General features: G+C 72.5%; 16 protein-coding genes. 14 read left to right on the top strand and 2 right to left on the bottom strand.

Annotated features, from left to right (window positions below; all coding sequences use genetic code 11):
- Positions 1-45: 45 nt before the first annotated feature.
- The 3 genes from Cs7R123_RS30265 to Cs7R123_RS30255 all read left to right on the top strand — a co-directional run bounded on the left by Cs7R123_RS30265 (position 46) and on the right by Cs7R123_RS30255 (position 3,601).
- Positions 46-639 (top strand): pentapeptide repeat-containing protein, encoded by a 594-nt coding sequence (locus tag Cs7R123_RS30265; RefSeq protein WP_212831463.1) that lies wholly within the window; start codon positions 46-48, stop codon positions 637-639.
- 356 nt (positions 640-995) lie between these two features.
- Entirely contained in the window at positions 996-2,990 is a 1,995-nt protein-coding gene (locus Cs7R123_RS30260) for an endo-1,4-beta-xylanase (RefSeq protein WP_212831461.1), read from the top strand.
- A 152-nt stretch (positions 2,991-3,142) separates the two neighbouring features.
- On the top strand, positions 3,143-3,601 hold the full coding sequence (locus tag Cs7R123_RS30255) for a MaoC family dehydratase (RefSeq protein ID WP_212831460.1): 459 nt from the start codon (positions 3,143-3,145) through the stop codon (positions 3,599-3,601).
- A 27-nt stretch (positions 3,602-3,628) separates the two neighbouring features.
- On the opposite strand, the gene Cs7R123_RS30250 is transcribed toward Cs7R123_RS30255, so the two are convergent.
- Complete coding sequence (locus Cs7R123_RS30250) at positions 3,629-4,075, bottom strand: hypothetical protein (protein WP_212831459.1); 447 nt, start codon at positions 4,073-4,075, stop codon at positions 3,629-3,631.
- 251 nt (positions 4,076-4,326) lie between these two features.
- Here Cs7R123_RS30250 and Cs7R123_RS30245 point away from each other — a divergent pair, with 251 nt between their 5' ends.
- From Cs7R123_RS30245 to Cs7R123_RS30235, 3 genes are read left to right on the top strand one after another with little or no spacing between them, the layout of a single operon-like run.
- Entirely contained in the window at positions 4,327-4,545 is a 219-nt protein-coding gene (locus Cs7R123_RS30245) for a hypothetical protein (RefSeq protein WP_212831458.1), read from the top strand.
- On the top strand, positions 4,542-4,946 hold the full coding sequence (locus Cs7R123_RS30240) for a PIN domain-containing protein (protein ID WP_212831457.1): 405 nt from the start codon (positions 4,542-4,544) through the stop codon (positions 4,944-4,946). Before Cs7R123_RS30245 ends, Cs7R123_RS30240 begins: the two co-directional genes overlap by 4 nt.
- Positions 4,947-5,000: 54 nt before the next feature.
- Positions 5,001-5,798, top strand: coding sequence for a hypothetical protein (locus Cs7R123_RS30235; RefSeq protein WP_212831456.1), 798 nt, complete (start codon positions 5,001-5,003; stop codon positions 5,796-5,798).
- Positions 5,799-5,914: 116 nt separating this feature from the next.
- Here Cs7R123_RS30235 and Cs7R123_RS30230 read toward each other — a convergent pair whose 3' ends face one another.
- Positions 5,915-6,700 carry an SDR family oxidoreductase gene (locus tag Cs7R123_RS30230; protein ID WP_212831455.1) on the bottom strand — a complete coding sequence of 262 codons (786 nt, stop codon included), beginning with the start codon at positions 6,698-6,700 and terminating at the stop codon, positions 5,915-5,917.
- 142 nt (positions 6,701-6,842) lie between these two features.
- Here Cs7R123_RS30230 and Cs7R123_RS30225 point away from each other — a divergent pair, with 142 nt between their 5' ends.
- The 8 genes from Cs7R123_RS30225 (at position 6,843) to Cs7R123_RS30190 (ending at position 14,773) form a co-directional block, all read left to right on the top strand.
- Entirely contained in the window at positions 6,843-7,616 is a 774-nt protein-coding gene (locus tag Cs7R123_RS30225) for an SDR family oxidoreductase (RefSeq protein ID WP_212831454.1), read from the top strand.
- Between the two features lie 14 nt (positions 7,617-7,630).
- Positions 7,631-8,566 (top strand): LLM class F420-dependent oxidoreductase, encoded by a 936-nt coding sequence (locus Cs7R123_RS30220; protein ID WP_212834679.1) that lies wholly within the window; start codon positions 7,631-7,633, stop codon positions 8,564-8,566.
- Entirely contained in the window at positions 8,563-9,600 is a 1,038-nt protein-coding gene (locus Cs7R123_RS30215; RefSeq protein WP_212831453.1) for a phosphotransferase family protein, read from the top strand. The genes Cs7R123_RS30220 and Cs7R123_RS30215 overlap by 4 nt, the downstream gene beginning before the upstream one ends.
- Before the next feature lie 5 nt (positions 9,601-9,605).
- Positions 9,606-10,817: an acyl-CoA dehydrogenase family protein gene (locus Cs7R123_RS30210; RefSeq protein ID WP_212831451.1), complete on the top strand. Its 1,212-nt coding sequence runs from the start codon at positions 9,606-9,608 to the stop codon at positions 10,815-10,817.
- An 11-nt stretch (positions 10,818-10,828) separates the two neighbouring features.
- Positions 10,829-11,413: a TetR/AcrR family transcriptional regulator gene (locus tag Cs7R123_RS30205; RefSeq protein WP_212831449.1), complete on the top strand. Its 585-nt coding sequence runs from the start codon at positions 10,829-10,831 to the stop codon at positions 11,411-11,413.
- 95 nt (positions 11,414-11,508) lie between these two features.
- Complete coding sequence (locus Cs7R123_RS30200) at positions 11,509-12,201, top strand: hypothetical protein (RefSeq protein ID WP_212831447.1); 693 nt, start codon at positions 11,509-11,511, stop codon at positions 12,199-12,201.
- The gene (locus Cs7R123_RS30195) at positions 12,198-14,378 is read left to right on the top strand and encodes a hypothetical protein (RefSeq protein ID WP_212831445.1); all 2,181 of its coding nucleotides are present in this window, start codon (positions 12,198-12,200) and stop codon (positions 14,376-14,378) included. Before Cs7R123_RS30200 ends, Cs7R123_RS30195 begins: the two co-directional genes overlap by 4 nt.
- A 23-nt stretch (positions 14,379-14,401) precedes the next feature.
- The gene (locus Cs7R123_RS30190; RefSeq protein WP_212831444.1) at positions 14,402-14,773 is read left to right on the top strand and encodes a hypothetical protein; all 372 of its coding nucleotides are present in this window, start codon (positions 14,402-14,404) and stop codon (positions 14,771-14,773) included.
- Positions 14,774-14,873 lie beyond the last annotated feature (100 nt).

The raw sequence follows: 14,873 nt of genomic DNA, 5'->3' as shown, positions 1-14,873 counted from the left end.
TCCGGCCGGGGTCCGGCCCCCGGCGGGCCTCGGTAGGGTGGGCCGGTGACCGAGGTGACCGAGGACGCCGTCTTCCGCGACGAGGACTGGTACGGCGACGAGTTCGCCGAGCGCCGCTTCGTCCGCTGCTCCTTCCACGAGGTGGACCTGACCGAGGCGGTGACCCGGGGGGCCGTCTTCGAGCAGTGCGTCTTCGGCAACGTGCGGTTCAACGCCTCGCACCACACCGACTCGGCGTTCCTGCGCTGCACGTTCACCCGGTGCAACCTGTTCGAGGCCGAGTTCACCGGCTGCAAGATGGTGGGCAGCACGTTCACCGAGTGCGTGGTGCGGCCGCTGCGGGTCGTCGGCGGCGACTGGTCGTTCGTCGGGCTGAGCGGGGCCGACCTGCGCCGCACCAGCTTCGACGGGGTACGCATGCGCGAGGTCGACCTGACCGGCGCCGACCTGACCGGTGCCGCCGTGGTCAGCGCCGACCTGTCCGGGGCGCATCTGGCCAAGGCCAAGTTCGGCAAGGCCGACCTGCGCGGCAGCGACCTGACCGCGTTCGTCCCCGGTGAACTGGAACTGGCCGGGGCGACCATCGACGACGCCCAGGCCATCGTGATCGCGCAGACGCTCGGGCTGATCGTGCGCTGACGGCGCCGACCGCCGGTCGCGCGGCTTCGGACCCGTACACCTTCCGGTATTTTTCCGTGAATTGTCGGTCGCCGCTCGCGGTCGGCACCGCGCCGACCACGGCGGCGATGCGGGCTGAGCGCGGAAACTTCCGGCCGCGACGGTCGGGATAGGCGAAGGCCGATAGTTTCCGGAAGTTGTTGACTTGCAACGGGATGCGGCCGAACAATGGGAGCGCTTCCATTGATGTGTGCCGTATCGGCCGCGACCGACCCCGCTGCGTCGCCGATCTTGCCCGGATCGTCGCCGCACCGCTCCCTACCTGGGTCGTGCGCGGCCGATGCGGCACAGCTGCCCCGTCCCTAGGAGGAAAGACAATGACGCATCGCAGCGTCCCTGTCGCCCGAGCACGCCGCCTGGCACCCGTCGCCGTGGCGGCGCTGCTGGCGGCGTTCGCCGTACCGGTGCTGGCGGCCGAGCCCGCCAGCGCCGCCACCCCGCTGCGGACCCTGGCCGCGGCGAAGAACAAGTTCATCGGGTTCGCGGCCGCCACCGGGCCGCTGGCCAACGAGTCGGCCTACCGCTCCATCGCGCAGACCGAATTCAGCCAGATCACGCCCGAGAACGCGATGAAGTGGGACTCGACCGAGCCCAACAACGGCCAGTTCAACTACACCGGCGCCGACCAGATCGTCGCCTTCGCCACCGCCAACAACCAGGTCGTGCACGGCCACACCCTGGTCTGGCACAGCCAGACCCCCTCCTGGGTGCAGAGCCTGGGTGCCACGGCGATGCGCACCGCCATGAACAACCACATCGCCAACGTGGTCGGTCACTTCGCCAGCAACCCCGTCGTGCAGTCGTGGGACGTGGTCAACGAGGTCTTCGACGAGAACGGCGGTTACCGGACCAGCTTCTGGTACAACACGCTGGGCTCGGGCTTCATCGCCGACGCGTTCCGCGCCGCCCGCGCGGCCGACGCCGACGCGAAGCTGTGCATCAACGACTACAACGTCGAGGGCGTCAACGCCAAGAGCACCGCGATGTACAACCTGGTCAGCACGCTGAAGAGCCAGGGCGTGCCGATCGACTGCGTGGGCCTGCAGACCCACCTGTCGACGCAGTACGGCTTCCCCGGCGACATGCAGCAGAACATCGCCCGGTTCGCCGCGCTGGGCGTGACGGTGCGCATCACCGAGCTCGACATCCGCATCCCCACGCCGCGCACCTCGGCCAAGGACGCGACCCAGGCGCAGTACTACACCAACGTGGTCAACGCCTGCCTGGCCGTCTCGGCCTGCACCGGCATCACCATCTGGGGCTTCTCCGACAAGTACTCGTGGGTGCCCGACACGTTCCCCAGTGAGGGCGCGGCGCTGATCTACGACGAGAACTACCAGGTGAAGCCGTCGTACACGGCGGTCTACACCGCACTGGGCGGCTCGCCGAACAACGACACGACGGCACCGTCGGCGCCGAGCAACCTGGCCGCCTCGGGCACCACCGCCTCCGGCACCGGCCTGTCGTGGACCGGTTCGACCGACAACGTCGGCGTCACCGGGTACGACATCCTGCGCGCTCCCGGCACCTCGGGCGGCTCCTTCGCGGTCGTCGGCTCCTCGGCCACCACGTCGTTCACCGACAGCGGGCTGTCGGCGTCCACCTCGTACCGCTACCAGGTGCGGGCCAAGGACGCGGCGGGCAACCTCTCGTCGGTGTCCAACACGGTCACCGTCACCACCTCCGGCGGCACCGGCGACACCACGCCGCCGTCCACGCCGAGCAGCCTCGCCGCCTCGGGCACCACCGCCTCCGGCACCGGCCTGTCGTGGACCGGTTCGACCGACAACGTCGGCGTCACCGGGTACGACATCCTGCGCGCTCCCGGCACCTCGGGCGGCTCCTTCGCGGTCGTCGGCTCCTCGGCCACCACGTCGTTCACCGACAGCGGGCTGTCGGCGTCCACCTCGTACCGCTACCAGGTGCGGGCCAAGGACGCGGCGGGCAACCTCTCGTCGGTGTCCAACACGGTCACCGTCACCACCTCCGGCGGTGGCACCGGCGGCTGCACGGCCACCGCGACCGTGCAGACCTCGTGGGGCAACGGCTACGTGATGGACCCGGTCACCGTCAAGAACACCGGGACCTCCGCCATCACCGGCTGGACCGTCACCTTCACGCTGCCCGCCGGTCACACGATCTCCGGCAGCTGGAACGGCACGGTGACCGTCAGCGGCCAGAACGTGACCGTCAAGCCGGTCGGCTGGAACGCCACGGTGGCGCCGGGTGCCAGCGTGGCGTTCGGCTTCCAGGTCAGCCGCCCGAACGGTGACACGTCGACGGCGAGCGGCTTCGCCTGCACCACGCCGTGACCCGCGCCTGACCAGGTGGCCGGTCGGCACGGATCGGTCTGACCGGCCACCGCGGCCCGCGCGTACGGCCCACCCACTGCCCGGGTGGGCCGTACGCGTACGCGGCTACCATGCGGGTGCGGCAGAGCAGCCGCGTACAGGAGGAGCCCGGCATGCGCGTGTTCACGTCCCCCGACGACCTGGCGGCCGCGATCGGCGAGGAGATCGGGCCGGGCCCGTGGCACCGCATCGAGCAGGAGCGGGTGGACGCGTTCGCCGCCGCGACCGGCGACGACCAGTGGATCCACATCGATCCCGAGCGCGCCGCGCACGGCCCGTTCGGCGGCACGATCGCCCACGGGTACCTGACCCTGTCGCTGCTGCCGCTGCTGGTGCGCGACCTGTACCGCTTCGACGGCGTCGCCATGGCGGTCAACTACGGGCTGAACAAGGTGCGCTTCCCCGCGCCGGTGCGCGTGGGCGCGAGCGTACGGCTGAGCGCCCGGTTCCTCACGGTCGAGCCGGTCAGCGGCGGCGTGCAGCTCGCCGCCCAGATGACGATCGGCACCGACTCCGGCGACAAGCCCTGCTGCGTCGCGGAGACCGTCACCCGCCTCCACTTCCGCCCCTGACGGAGCGCGCGCCCTGCGCCGGTGGGCTCACTCCCAGTGGAGGGTGAGGAGGAGGTCGAGGAAGTCGGCGAGGCGCAGGGGGGCGCGGCAGACCAGGCGGTGGCGGGCGGTGCCGTCGCTCCAGCACGCCTCGAAGCCGCGCCAGGTGGTGCCGGCGCTGACCCGTACCCGGAAGGCACCCAGGTTGAGCTGCGCGATCTGGCGCTGCGGGGTGTGCTCGCCCCAGCCCAGCATCGTGTGCAGGTGCAATTCGACGGCGCCGCGCGTGTACGTGGTGTAGCGCTCGGCGGCGGTGGCGATCCGGCTGCGCTCGACCCACTCGGTCGGCAGCAGCGGCAGCACCGGCTCGGGCGCGGCGGCCGTCCGGGTGGCGGGGGCCAGCAGGGGCACGCCCGCGTCACACGCGGCGGCGGCCAGGCTGAGCAGGTCGGCGCGGCGGCGTACGTCGCGCAGCTGGGGGGCAGGGGTCTGCACGCTGTCGCTCCAGGGGTAGCGGAGGTGTGCCCGCGCGATACGCCCCGGGTGAGCGCGGTACGCGGCGGATGCGGCCGGGGTGCGGCCGCCGAGCCCGACGCTGCGCTCGTGAACCAGTTCACACCATCCCGCCACCCCGCGCCGCCCCTGCCCACCCACCGGGACTGGCGCTCGAACGGCTGGCGGCACCGATATGCCAGTGGTGATATCTTGATGCTTAGTCATGTATATCGACGAGGACGGAGACGGGTATGGCGCGCACAGTGGTGGATCTAGACGAGTCGGTGCTGGCCTTCGCACAGCAGCAGCTCGGCACGAAGACAAAGCGTGACACGATCAACCGAGCCCTGGCCATCGCTGCCGGCACCAGCGCGGACGACCGGGCTCGCGGGCTTGCCTGGCTGAAGGACAACGCTGATCAGATCCTCGACTTCGAGGTGCTGGAGGAGCAGGAGCGGTCGGGTAGATGAGCTACCTCGCCGACACCTCCGCCGTCTGGCGCATCCTGCGCGGGCAGATCGGGGAGCCGTGGGTCACGTATGTCGCGCAGGGCCTCGTGGCCGTCACCTCTCCGGTCGAGTCGGAGCTGATGGTCTCGGTCCGGTCAGATCGCGACTTCGAGCCGTTCTTCGCCGTCCTGAAACAGACATTCAGCTGGTGTCCGCCGATCGAGGAACCCTGGCGGCAGGTGTTGGCAGTGCAGCGGGACCTGATCCGCATCGGGCACCACCGTGGCCCCTCCCCGATGGACATCGTCATCGCGCTGACGGCAGCCGAGCAGCGACTCACCCTCCTGCACGCGGATGCCGACTTCGCCTCGGTCGCGAAGGTGCGACCCGGTATCGCGATGATCCGCGTCGATCAGCCGTGACCCTGCTTCGCGCGACGTGGGTACCTGGCCGAGATAGCGGGATAAACTGCGGAAATGGAGACGACGCGGGCAGGCGTCGGCGATCCGCTGGCGCACATCGATCTGGGCAGGCTCCGCGAAGACCTGCGGGCCGTGCGGCGGTCCGGCACCTCCGGCGGCGCGTTCAACGCGTGCGCTGTGAGCGCCGAGATCCGTCAGGCCTACCGCACAGCCCTGGCCGCCCGCGACGAGGCGGCGGCATACCTGCACGGCAGCCGGGTCTGGTCCCGGGCCGATCTCGCTGAGGCGATCTGCGCCTACAGCGAGCATGAGGGACGACCCCGCCTGGTCGCGCAGTGGTGCGTGACCACGGCCCCGCAGCACCTGTACGACGCCGGGCACGAACTGCTGCACCGCCAGCAGGTCGTCACCGAGCTGCGGGAACTGCTCACCGAGGCGCGCCACACCGCGATCCGGCAGCTGAACGAGGCCCGCCTGCCGCTGCCGGACGATCCGCTGGCACGGGCGCGCAAGGCCACCGACGTGATCGCCTTCGCCCGCCACCACCTCGACTACGTCGCCGCCAACCGCAACCTGTACGCGGCCAACCTGGTCGTGCACCACGGCTGGGATCTCGATGAGGTCATCGAGGTCGCCGCGGCCGACCCGGTCCAGGTCGCCGACGCCTATGCCGCGGCGCGCGAGCACCCGCCCTCGGACGCCGACGCCCGCACGGTGCGCGAGCTCGCCCTGATCGCGGCCGCGATCGCGGGCCGTATCGAGCACTGGGAGTCGGCCCGGGCGGAGGCGATCGCGGACTGCCTCGCCACGGGCGTCGACGCCGACCGCATCACCGTCCTGACACCCGCCTGACGCGCGGTTCTTCAGCGTGCAGTTTCGGGGAAAGTGCTGGAATCAGGTCCAAGATTCGTGCACTTTCCCCGAAACTGCACGCAAACCACGCGCGGCAGACGCGGGGGCGGGGAGGGTCAGCGGAGGCGGCGCATGGCGGAGAGCCAGCGGTCGGGGTCGGTGGCCTTGCGGCGGAGGTATTCGGCGACCTCGGGGTGGGGGAGGATGTGGAAGCGGCCCTCGGCCAGGGCGGTGACGGTGGCGTCGGCTACCTCCTCGGGTTCGAGGATGGTGCCGGCGCGGGCCACGGCCAGGGCGGCGGGGGACCCGGCGGCGAGGCCGTCGGTGAGCAGCGGGGTGCGTACGCCCTGCGGGCACAGCACGCTGACGCCGATGCCGCGGTCGCCGTACTCGATGGACAGCCATTCGGCGAACGCGACCGCCGCGTGCTTGGTGACCGCGTAGGGAGCGTCGCCGGGGGAGCTGAGCAGCCCGGCCGCCGAGCAGGTGTGCAGCAGCCAGCCGTGGCCGCGCGCCAGCATGCCGGGCAGCACGGCGCGGGCGGAGTGCACGTGCGCCATGACGTTGACCGACCAGGCGGCGGCCCAGACGGCCGGGTCGGCGTCGAGGCCCGCGCCGGTGCCGATGCCCGCGTTGGCGCAGAACAGGTCGATGCGCCCGAGTTCTCGTTCGGCCGCCTCGACCAGGGCGGTGACCTGCTGCTCGTCGGCGACGTCGGCTTCGACGGTGATGGTCGGGACGCCTGCGGCGGACAGTTCGGCGGCCAGGGCGTCGAGCGGGGTGCCGGGGCGGTCGGACAGGCACAGGCCGGTCGCGCCCTCGGTGGCGAAGCGGCGGGCCAGGGCGGCGCCGATGCCGCCGGTGGCGCCCGTGATGACGACGGTGGAACCGGCCACGCGCATGTGCCCACTCCGTTCGGGTAGGGGTGTCGGCGGTTGACAGCGGGCGGCGGGCTGCCGCAAGCTCCATACCGACCGGTCGGTCTGTTGGGTAAGGTAGGCGCCGACCGCGCGTGCGTCAAACATCGACGTGGAGGCTGGACAGGTGGAGACGGGTCTGCGGGGCAGGACGGCGCTGGTCACGGGCGCTTCCCGGGGGATCGGCAAGGGCATCGCGACGGCGCTGGCGGCCGAGGGCGCCAACGTGGTGCTGGTGTCGCGGCGGCAGGAGGCGCTGGACGCGGTCGCGGCGGAGCTGGCGGAGGCGTACCCGCAGGTGGGGGTGTTCGCGAAGGCGGCACACGTCGGCGAGCCGGAGCAGGTGCAGGAGTGCGTGGCCGCGGCGGTCGAGCGGTTCGGCACGGTGGACGTGCTGGTCAACAACGCGGGGACGAATCCGTACTTCGGGCCGCTGGTCGACATCAGCGTGTCCCAGGCGGAGAAGACGGTGCAGGTCAACCAGCTGTCGATCGTGCTGTGGACGCAGGCGGTGTGGCACGCCTCGATGGCGCGGCACGGCGGCAGCGTCGTCAACATCGCCTCGGTCGGCGGGCTGGTGACCGAGCACGGGATCGGCTACTACAACGCGACCAAGGCCGCGGTGATCCACCTGACCAGGCAGTTCGCCGCCGAGCTGGCGCCGTCGGTGCGGGTGAACGGGATCGCGCCGGGGCTGGTGCGTACGCAGCTCGCCCGTGCGCTGTGGGAGCCGTTCGAGGAGCAGATGAACGCGGTGCTGCCGCTGGGGCGCATCGGTGAGCCGGAGGACATCGCCTCGGTGGCGGTGTTCCTGGCCGGGTCGGCGTCAGGATGGATGACCGGACAGACGCTGACCGTCGACGGCGGGTCGCTGATCCGTACCTCGGTGACCGTGGGATGAGCGGGCGCTGGGAGATCACCGTCCCGCTGCCGGGGGTGCCGCTGGCCGAGCACCGGCGGCTGCTGCCGCTGCTGGCCGAGCTGGGCTACACCGGGGTCTGGACCGCCGAGACCAACGGCGTCGACGCGTTCACGCCGCTGGTGCTGGCCGCCGAGCACGCCCCCACGCTGCGGCTGGGCACCGCCATCGCGCCCGTCTACACCCGGGGTCCGGGCCTGCTGGCGATGACCGCCTCCGCGCTGGCGCAGCTCGCGCCGGGCCGGTTCGCGCTGGGCGTCGGCGCCAGCTCACCGGTGATCGTGGAGAACTGGAACGCGGCCGCCTTCGACCAGCCGTTCCAGCGCACCCGCGACACGCTGCGCTTCCTGCGGGCCGCGCTGGGCGGCCAGAAGATCGACACGGCGTACGACACCTTCGGCGTGCGCGGGTTCGCCCTCGATCCGGCCCCTGCCGAACCGCCGCGCATCCTGCTCGCCGCGCTGCGGCCGGGCATGCTGCGCCTGGCCGGGCGCGAGGCCGACGGGGCGATCACCAACTGGCTCGCCGTCGAGGACGTGCCGAAGGTGCGCGCCGAGCTGGGCCCGAAGGAGCTGGCCGCCCGGATCTTCGTGTGCCCGAGCGAGGACGCCGGCGCCGTACGGGCACTGGGGCGGCGGCTGATCGCGGCGTACCTGACCGTGAGCGTGTACGCGGCGTTCCACGACTGGCTGGGGCGCGGCGAGCAGCTCGCGCCCATGCACGCGGCCTGGGCGGCGGGGCAGCGCAAGGAGGCGGCCGCGGCGATCCCGGACGAGGTCGTCGACGCGCTGATCGTGCACGGGTCGTACGGGCGGTGCCGCGAGCACGTGGCCCGGTACGCGGCGGCCGGGATCGACACCCCGGTGCTGGCGCTGGTGCCGCTGCCGGGGCTGGACGCCGAGCGCGCCGTGCGGGAGCTGGCGCCGCGATGAGCCTCTTCCCTGATCCGCCGGGCATCGACACGGTCCGGCTGGCCGCGTACCTGCGCGACGCCCTGCCCGGCGCGGACCAGGCGGCGGAGCTGGCCGGGCCGCTGCGCGGGGAGCTGATCGAGGGCGGCCGATCCAATCTGACGTACCGGCTGACCGACGGTGCCACCCGGTGGGTGCTGCGGCGGCCGCCGCTGGGGCACGTGCTGCCCACCGCCCACGACATGGGCCGGGAGTACCGGGTGATCCGCGCGCTGCGCGACACCGGCGTGCCCGTGCCCGGCACCTGGCTGCTGTGCACCGACCCCGAGGTGATCGGCTCGCCGTTCTACCTGATGGACGAGGTGCCGGGCGTCGTCCTGCGGGGCGTGGGCCACGATCCGCTGACGCGCGAGCAGGCGGAGCGCTGCGGCCGGACCCTGGTGGACGTGCTGGTGGCGCTGCACGCCGTCGACCCGGCCGAGGTGGGCCTGGCCGACTTCGGCAAGCCCGACGGCTACCTGGTGCGCCAGGTCGCCATCTGGCACAAGCAGTGGCAGCGCTCGGTCACCCGGGAGCTGCCCGGGTTGCAGCGGCTGCACGACCGGCTCGCCGGGGCGGTGCCGGACTCGGGCCGGGCCGGGATCGTGCACGGGGACTACCGGCTCGACAACGTCATGTTCGACCCGGCGGTGACCCGGGTGCTGGCGGTGCTCGACTGGGAGATGTGCACCTTGGGCGATCCGCTGGCCGACGTCGGGCTGCTGCACGTGTACACGGTGCTGGCCGAGCAGGGCGCCCGGCCCGGCGGCGGGCTCGAACCCGGCAGCGGCTTCCCGCCCGCCGGGCAGCTGACCGCCTGGTACGCCGAGGCGACCGGGGTCGACCTGGCGCAGCTGGACTGGTACATCGCGTTCGCGTACTACAAGCTCGCGATCATCCTGGAGGGGATCCATGCCCGGTTCCTCGCCGGCAAGACCGTGGGCCGTGACTTCGAGACGGTCGGCGCCATGGTGCCGCATCTGGTGGAACAGGGACTTTCGGCGGCAGGGGAGTAGGCGGCATGGACTTCGCGATGGACGGGCGTACGGCCGAGCTGGCGGGCAGGGTGCAGGCCTTCCTCGATGAGGTGGTCTTCCCGGCCGAGGCCGGGTTCGAGGCGCAGATGGCGGCCGAACCGGACCGGTGGGACTCCCCGCCGCTGATGGCGGACCTCAAGCGGGAGGCCCAGGCCCGGGGGCTGTGGAACCTGTTCCTGCCCGACGCCGGGCACGGCGCCGGGCTGACCAACCTCCAGTACGCGCACCTGGCCGAGCTGTCCGGCCGCAGCCCGCTGCTGGCACCGGAGGCGATGAACTGCGCCGCCCCCGACACCGGCAACATGGAGCTGCTGGCCCAGTTCGGCACCCCGGAGCAGCACGAACGGTGGCTCAAACCGCTGCTGGCCGGGCAGATCCGGTCCTGCTTCTCGATGACCGAGCCCGAGGTGGCCTCCTCCGACGCCAACAACATCGCGCTGCGCATCACCCGCGACGGCGACGAGTACGTGGTGGACGGGCGCAAGTGGTGGTCGTCGGGTGCGATGAACCCCCGCTGCGAGATCTCGATCGTGATGGGGCTGTCCGACCCGGACGGGCCGCGCCACCGCCGCCACAGCATGATCCTGGTGCCGCTGGACACCCCCGGCGTCACCCGGCGCCGCTCCACGCACGTGTTCGGCTACGACGACCGCAGCCACGGCGGCCACGCCGAGATCGAGTTCGATCGGGTCCGGGTGCCGGTGACCAACCTCGTCGGCGGCGAGCACGAGGGCTTCGCCATCGCCCAGGCGCGCCTGGGTCCGGGCCGCATCCACCACTGCATGCGCCTCATCGGTATGGCCGAACGCGCCCTGGAGCTGATGTGCCGCCGCGTGCTGTCGCGCGAGACGTTCGGCGGCCCGATCGCGGGCCACGGCGTGGTGCAGGAGTGGATCGCCGACGCCCGCATCGACATCGAGCAGGCCCGGCTGCTGGTGCTGAAGACGGCCTGGCTGATGGACACCGTCGGCAACCGGGGGGCGCGCACCGAGATCGCCGCGATCAAGGTGGTGGTGCCCGCGATGGCCTGCCGGGTCATCGACCGCGCCATCCAGGCCCACGGCGCGGCCGGGGTGTCCCAGGACACGCCACTGGCCTCGCTGTACGCCCACGCGCGTACCCTCCAGATCGCGGACGGTCCCGACGAGGTGCACCGCCGCACGGTGGCGCAGCGGGAGCTGGCCCGATACCGATGACGGGAGCAGACGTGGCAGGTCGGCGGCCGGGGGTGCGCGAGCGGGTGCTCGCCGCCGCGGTGGAGCTGTTCGCCGGGCAGGGCTACGACGCCACGTCGGTGCAGCAGGTGGTGGAGCGCGCCCAGGTCACCAAGGGCGCGCTCTACCACTACTTCAGCTCCAAGGACGACCTGCTGTACGAGATCTACCACCACCTGATCACCCTCCAGCTCACGGAGCTGGACGCGATCGTGGCGCGGGAGATGCCGACGGCCGAGGCCGTCCGCGCCGTGATCGCCAGCCTGGTCGCCACGACCGCCGGGCACGCCCAGGAGGCGGCGGTCTTCGGCCGCGAGATGCACCGGCTGGACCGGGAGCGGCGCGAGGCGATCCGCGCCGACCGGCGCCGCTACCACGAGACCTTCCGTGCCGTGATCGACCGCGGGCAGGCGCGCGGCGAGCTGGCCTCGGTGGCCTCGGCCGAGACGGTGACGCTGATGGTGTTCGGCATGGTCAACCAGATCCCGGTCTGGTATCGCCCCGACGGCCCCAAGGGCGCCGACGAGCTCACCCGCGAGGTCACCGACTTCGTGCTCGCCGCGCTGCGCCCCGCGTAGGCCGACAGGCGGCCCGCCTCCACCGTTCGGGGCTTCCGGTTGCCGGGTCGCGGCTGTTTGCTGTACCACGTGTCCTGTTCGGATAGGAGCGGCGCGTGACGGCTAACCTCAGTGTCCCGGCGCTGCGTAGGCGGATCTTCCTCATCGGATTGCCCATGGCCGGCGGCGCCGGCCTGGTGCTGCACATCCTCACCGACATCTCGCTGCCGCTGGCCATCGGCGCGTTCGCGCTGCTGGGGGCGGCGGTCTTCGGCTTCGTGCTGTCGCGCCTGGACCCCGCCGGGCGCCGCGCGCTGCGCCGGCGGGCCGGGGTCGGCCTGGTCGCCGGCCTCATCGGCACCCTGGCGTACGACGCGGCGCGCTACGGTGTGGTGGCGCTGTTCGACATGTCGTTCAAGCCGTTCCACGTGTTCCACATCTTCGGCGAGCTGTTCATCGGCACGAACCATCCCGATGCGCTGATCTTCGCGGTGGGCCTGGCGTACCACATCTCCAACGGCACGTTCTTCGGCCTGGCGTACACGATGGTGTTCCGGCGCCCGTCCTGGTGGACCGGCGCGCTGTGGGGCATCGGCCTGGAACTGTGCATGGCGTTCCTCTACCCGACCTGGCTGCGCATCCAGATGCTCAACGAGTTCCTGGAGGTCTCGGCCCTCGGCCACGTCGTGTACGGCGCCACGCTCGGCGCCGTCGCCGCGGCCGGGATCAGCCGCCTGGCCGCCCGCTCCACCGGACCGGCGGCCGCGCCGGTCGAGGCCCCCGCCCCGAACCCCTCGGAGGTGCCGTGAACAAGCTGGTAGACACGCTCTGGTTGCAGCTGCCCGCCGCGATGCGGCGGTTCTGGCTGACCCTGGGCGCGATCACAGGTGACGGCGCGTACCTGCGCGCCTGGCCGCCGCTGGCGCTGGTCGCGCCACTGGGCGGCTTCGTGCTCGGGGCGTTCCTCGGACTGATCCACCCCGGCACCGTCTACACGTACTCGTTCTTCGTGGTCGCGCTGATGGTGCTGGCGGCAGGGGCGGGCTCGGCGGTCGGGCTGTGGACCTGGTCCGGGTACACGCTGGTGGACCTGGTCGTGACCGACCGCACCGGCCTGCCCGGCTTCTGGTTCTACGGCGACCCGCTCGACAAGTTCACCACCGGGTACGTCCCGCTGGTGATGTCGTACCTGCTGCTGGCCAGCCTGCTGGTGATCGCCCCGCTGCTCGGCACGGGCTTCGCCGTCAGGACCGCGCAGGTGGTCCGCAAAAGCAACGCCGACCTGGCCCTGCTGGCCGGACAGGGCGTGTACGTGCTGGTCGTGGCCGGGTACACCTACGCCTGGGCGCACGCCACGCCGTTCATGATCCGTCCGCTGTGGAGCTTCGCCGGGCAGGTGCCCGACACCGCGGCGGTGCAGCCGATCCAGTCGAACACGTTCTGGCTGGCGGTGTTCGCCGGGTTCGCCGCGGTGGCCCGCAGTGTCGCGGTGCTGCTGGCCGCGCGCAAGCCGGTCCGCCCGCCCGCCGTGGCCGTGGCGGCCCCGAAGCCGCCCGGCGCGCTGCCCGACGTGATGCGGCTGCTGCTCCTGCCCGCGCAGGCGCTGTTCGTCACGCTGCTGCTGTCCGGCCTGGTCGGCAACCTGTTCCTGGGCCTGGTGGTGTGGGTGCTGCTGACCGGCATCCTGCTGCTGCGCGTCGCGGTGGTGCCGCTGATCCCGTACTACCCGGCGATCGTGGCCAAGGTGCCGCTGCTGGTCCGGATCGGCGTCTGCGTGCTGTTCAGCTACCTGTCCACGTCGCTGATCGTGCAGCCGTTCGTGGACCAGGGCGAGCGCTCGTTCACGCCGCTGGTCGTCTCGATCTTCCTGTCGTTCATCGTGTCGGTGTTCCTGCTGCCCGGCCCGCGCCTGACCTTCGGCCGCCTGCGCACCCCGGCAGGTCCGGCCGGTCCGGCCACCACCGGCGGTACAGCCGGTACGGCCGCAGCCGCGGAGTCGGTGCCGCCGACGCTGGCGATCCCGACGCAGCCGATCGCGACCCCGCCCGCCGCGCCGCCCGCGTCGGCTCCGGCCGCCCCGCCCGCCGCCCCGCCGGCTCCGCCGTCTGCGCCGGTAGCGGGAGAACCGCCCGCGTTCCCGCCGCCGGGCACCGCGACCTTCGCGGCGCGGACCGGGCGCCGGGCCGCCGGGTTCTGGGCACGGATCGTGCGCCGCGTCGCCGTGCTCGCGGCGGCCGCGGTCGCCGCGGTCGGCGTCTGGGCCGCTCCGGCGTTCGCCGACAACTGCTCCGGGCTGACCGACTGCTCCTTCGGGGTCAAGGTGGCCCTGGTGGTGGGCGCGATCGCGCTGATCGCGCTGGCGGTCTTCCTGCTACCGGAGATCCTGGCCGCGGGCGCCGCGGAAGCTGCCGCCATTGCCGCCGCCGAGGCCGCTGCGGAGGCCGCTGCCGCTGCCGCTGCTGAGGCTGCTGCTGAGGCCGCTGCCGTCGCCGCCGCCGAGGCCGCCGCCGCGGAGGCTGCCGCGGCTGCTGCTGCTGAGGCCGCCGCTGCGGAAGCGGCTGCTGCTGCCGCCGCCGAGGCCGCTGCCGCCGAAGCTGCCGCTGCCGAGGCTGCTGCCGCTGAGGCCGCGGCTGCCGAGGGCGCTGCTGCTGAGGGGGCTGCTGCGGAAGGGGCGGCAGCCGAGGGCGCCGCCGCGGGCGAGGGCTTCTCGGAAGAGGTGATGGAGCAGGCGTACGAGTACGCCAACACCGAGTCCAAGCTCGCCCACATCATCGACCCGGCCAAGCACAACCTGGAGCCCATCGTCGAGGCGGCCGGCGGCCGCTCGGAGGCGATGAAAGCGCTGGTCGACAGCCTCGCCAGCGGTGAGGGGCTGCCCGCGGCGGGCCGGTTCGAGGTGACCCGGATCATCGAGGGCGCCACGGTGACCATCCGGGGCGCCGTCGTGAACGGCGTACCCAAGATCGGTACCGCCTTCATTCCGTGATCGACACCTGGAAGGATGCCACGATGAGCGACGCGACCGGACGACCGCTGACCGAGCAGGAGCGGGCGGTGCTGCGCCACCTGCTGTCGGCCCCGATCGAGGGCGCGCAGGCGCTGCGGGACCAGGTGGAGGCCGCGACCGCCGAGGGCGCGTGGGACGACGGCGACGGGCCGAGCCTGGACCTGGTCGTGCCCGCGTCGGCGCCCGCGGCCCCGCTGGCCGACGGCCTGGTGCCGGTGGACGCCGCGGTGACCGGCCCCGACGGCGAGTTCGCCGGGGAGCTGCTGCTGTGGCTCCAGGACGGCCGCCTGGCCGCGCTGGAGTACGCCTGGGTCACCGACGACGCCCCGACCGCCCTGCCCGCCGTCTCCGAGATCACGGTGACGGCGCGGTAGGTACGTACGTACCGCCGCAGCCCACACCTCATATGGTGTGACTACACCGGATTAGGTGTGGGCTGCGGCGAAAGTGTCACCGCGGGCGCCGGTCGTGGTG

The sequence above is a fragment of the Catellatospora sp. TT07R-123 genome, assembly GCF_018327705.1.
Classification (GTDB): domain Bacteria; phylum Actinomycetota; class Actinomycetes; order Mycobacteriales; family Micromonosporaceae; genus Catellatospora.
This window is presented reverse-complemented; position numbering and strand designations above follow the sequence as displayed.

What these genes read in the sequence shown, in the direction of transcription:
- Cs7R123_RS30230 (WP_212831455.1), bottom strand. Translation starts at nt 6,700, where the DNA reads ATGCGCGTGGCCGGTTCCACCGTCGTCATCACGGGCGCCACCGGCGGC.
- Cs7R123_RS30235 (WP_212831456.1), top strand. Translation starts at nt 5,001, where the DNA reads ATGGAGACGACGCGGGCAGGCGTCGGCGATCCGCTGGCGCACATCGAT.
- Cs7R123_RS30210 (WP_212831451.1), top strand. Translation starts at nt 9,606, where the DNA reads ATGGACTTCGCGATGGACGGGCGTACGGCCGAGCTGGCGGGCAGGGTG.
- Cs7R123_RS30255 (WP_212831460.1), top strand. Translation starts at nt 3,143, where the DNA reads ATGCGCGTGTTCACGTCCCCCGACGACCTGGCGGCCGCGATCGGCGAG.
- Cs7R123_RS30215 (WP_212831453.1), top strand. Translation starts at nt 8,563, where the DNA reads ATGAGCCTCTTCCCTGATCCGCCGGGCATCGACACGGTCCGGCTGGCC.
- Cs7R123_RS30245 (WP_212831458.1), top strand. Translation starts at nt 4,327, where the DNA reads ATGGCGCGCACAGTGGTGGATCTAGACGAGTCGGTGCTGGCCTTCGCA.
- Cs7R123_RS30190 (WP_212831444.1), top strand. Translation starts at nt 14,402, where the DNA reads ATGAGCGACGCGACCGGACGACCGCTGACCGAGCAGGAGCGGGCGGTG.
- Cs7R123_RS30240 (WP_212831457.1), top strand. Translation starts at nt 4,542, where the DNA reads ATGAGCTACCTCGCCGACACCTCCGCCGTCTGGCGCATCCTGCGCGGG.
- Cs7R123_RS30260 (WP_212831461.1), top strand. Translation starts at nt 996, where the DNA reads ATGACGCATCGCAGCGTCCCTGTCGCCCGAGCACGCCGCCTGGCACCC.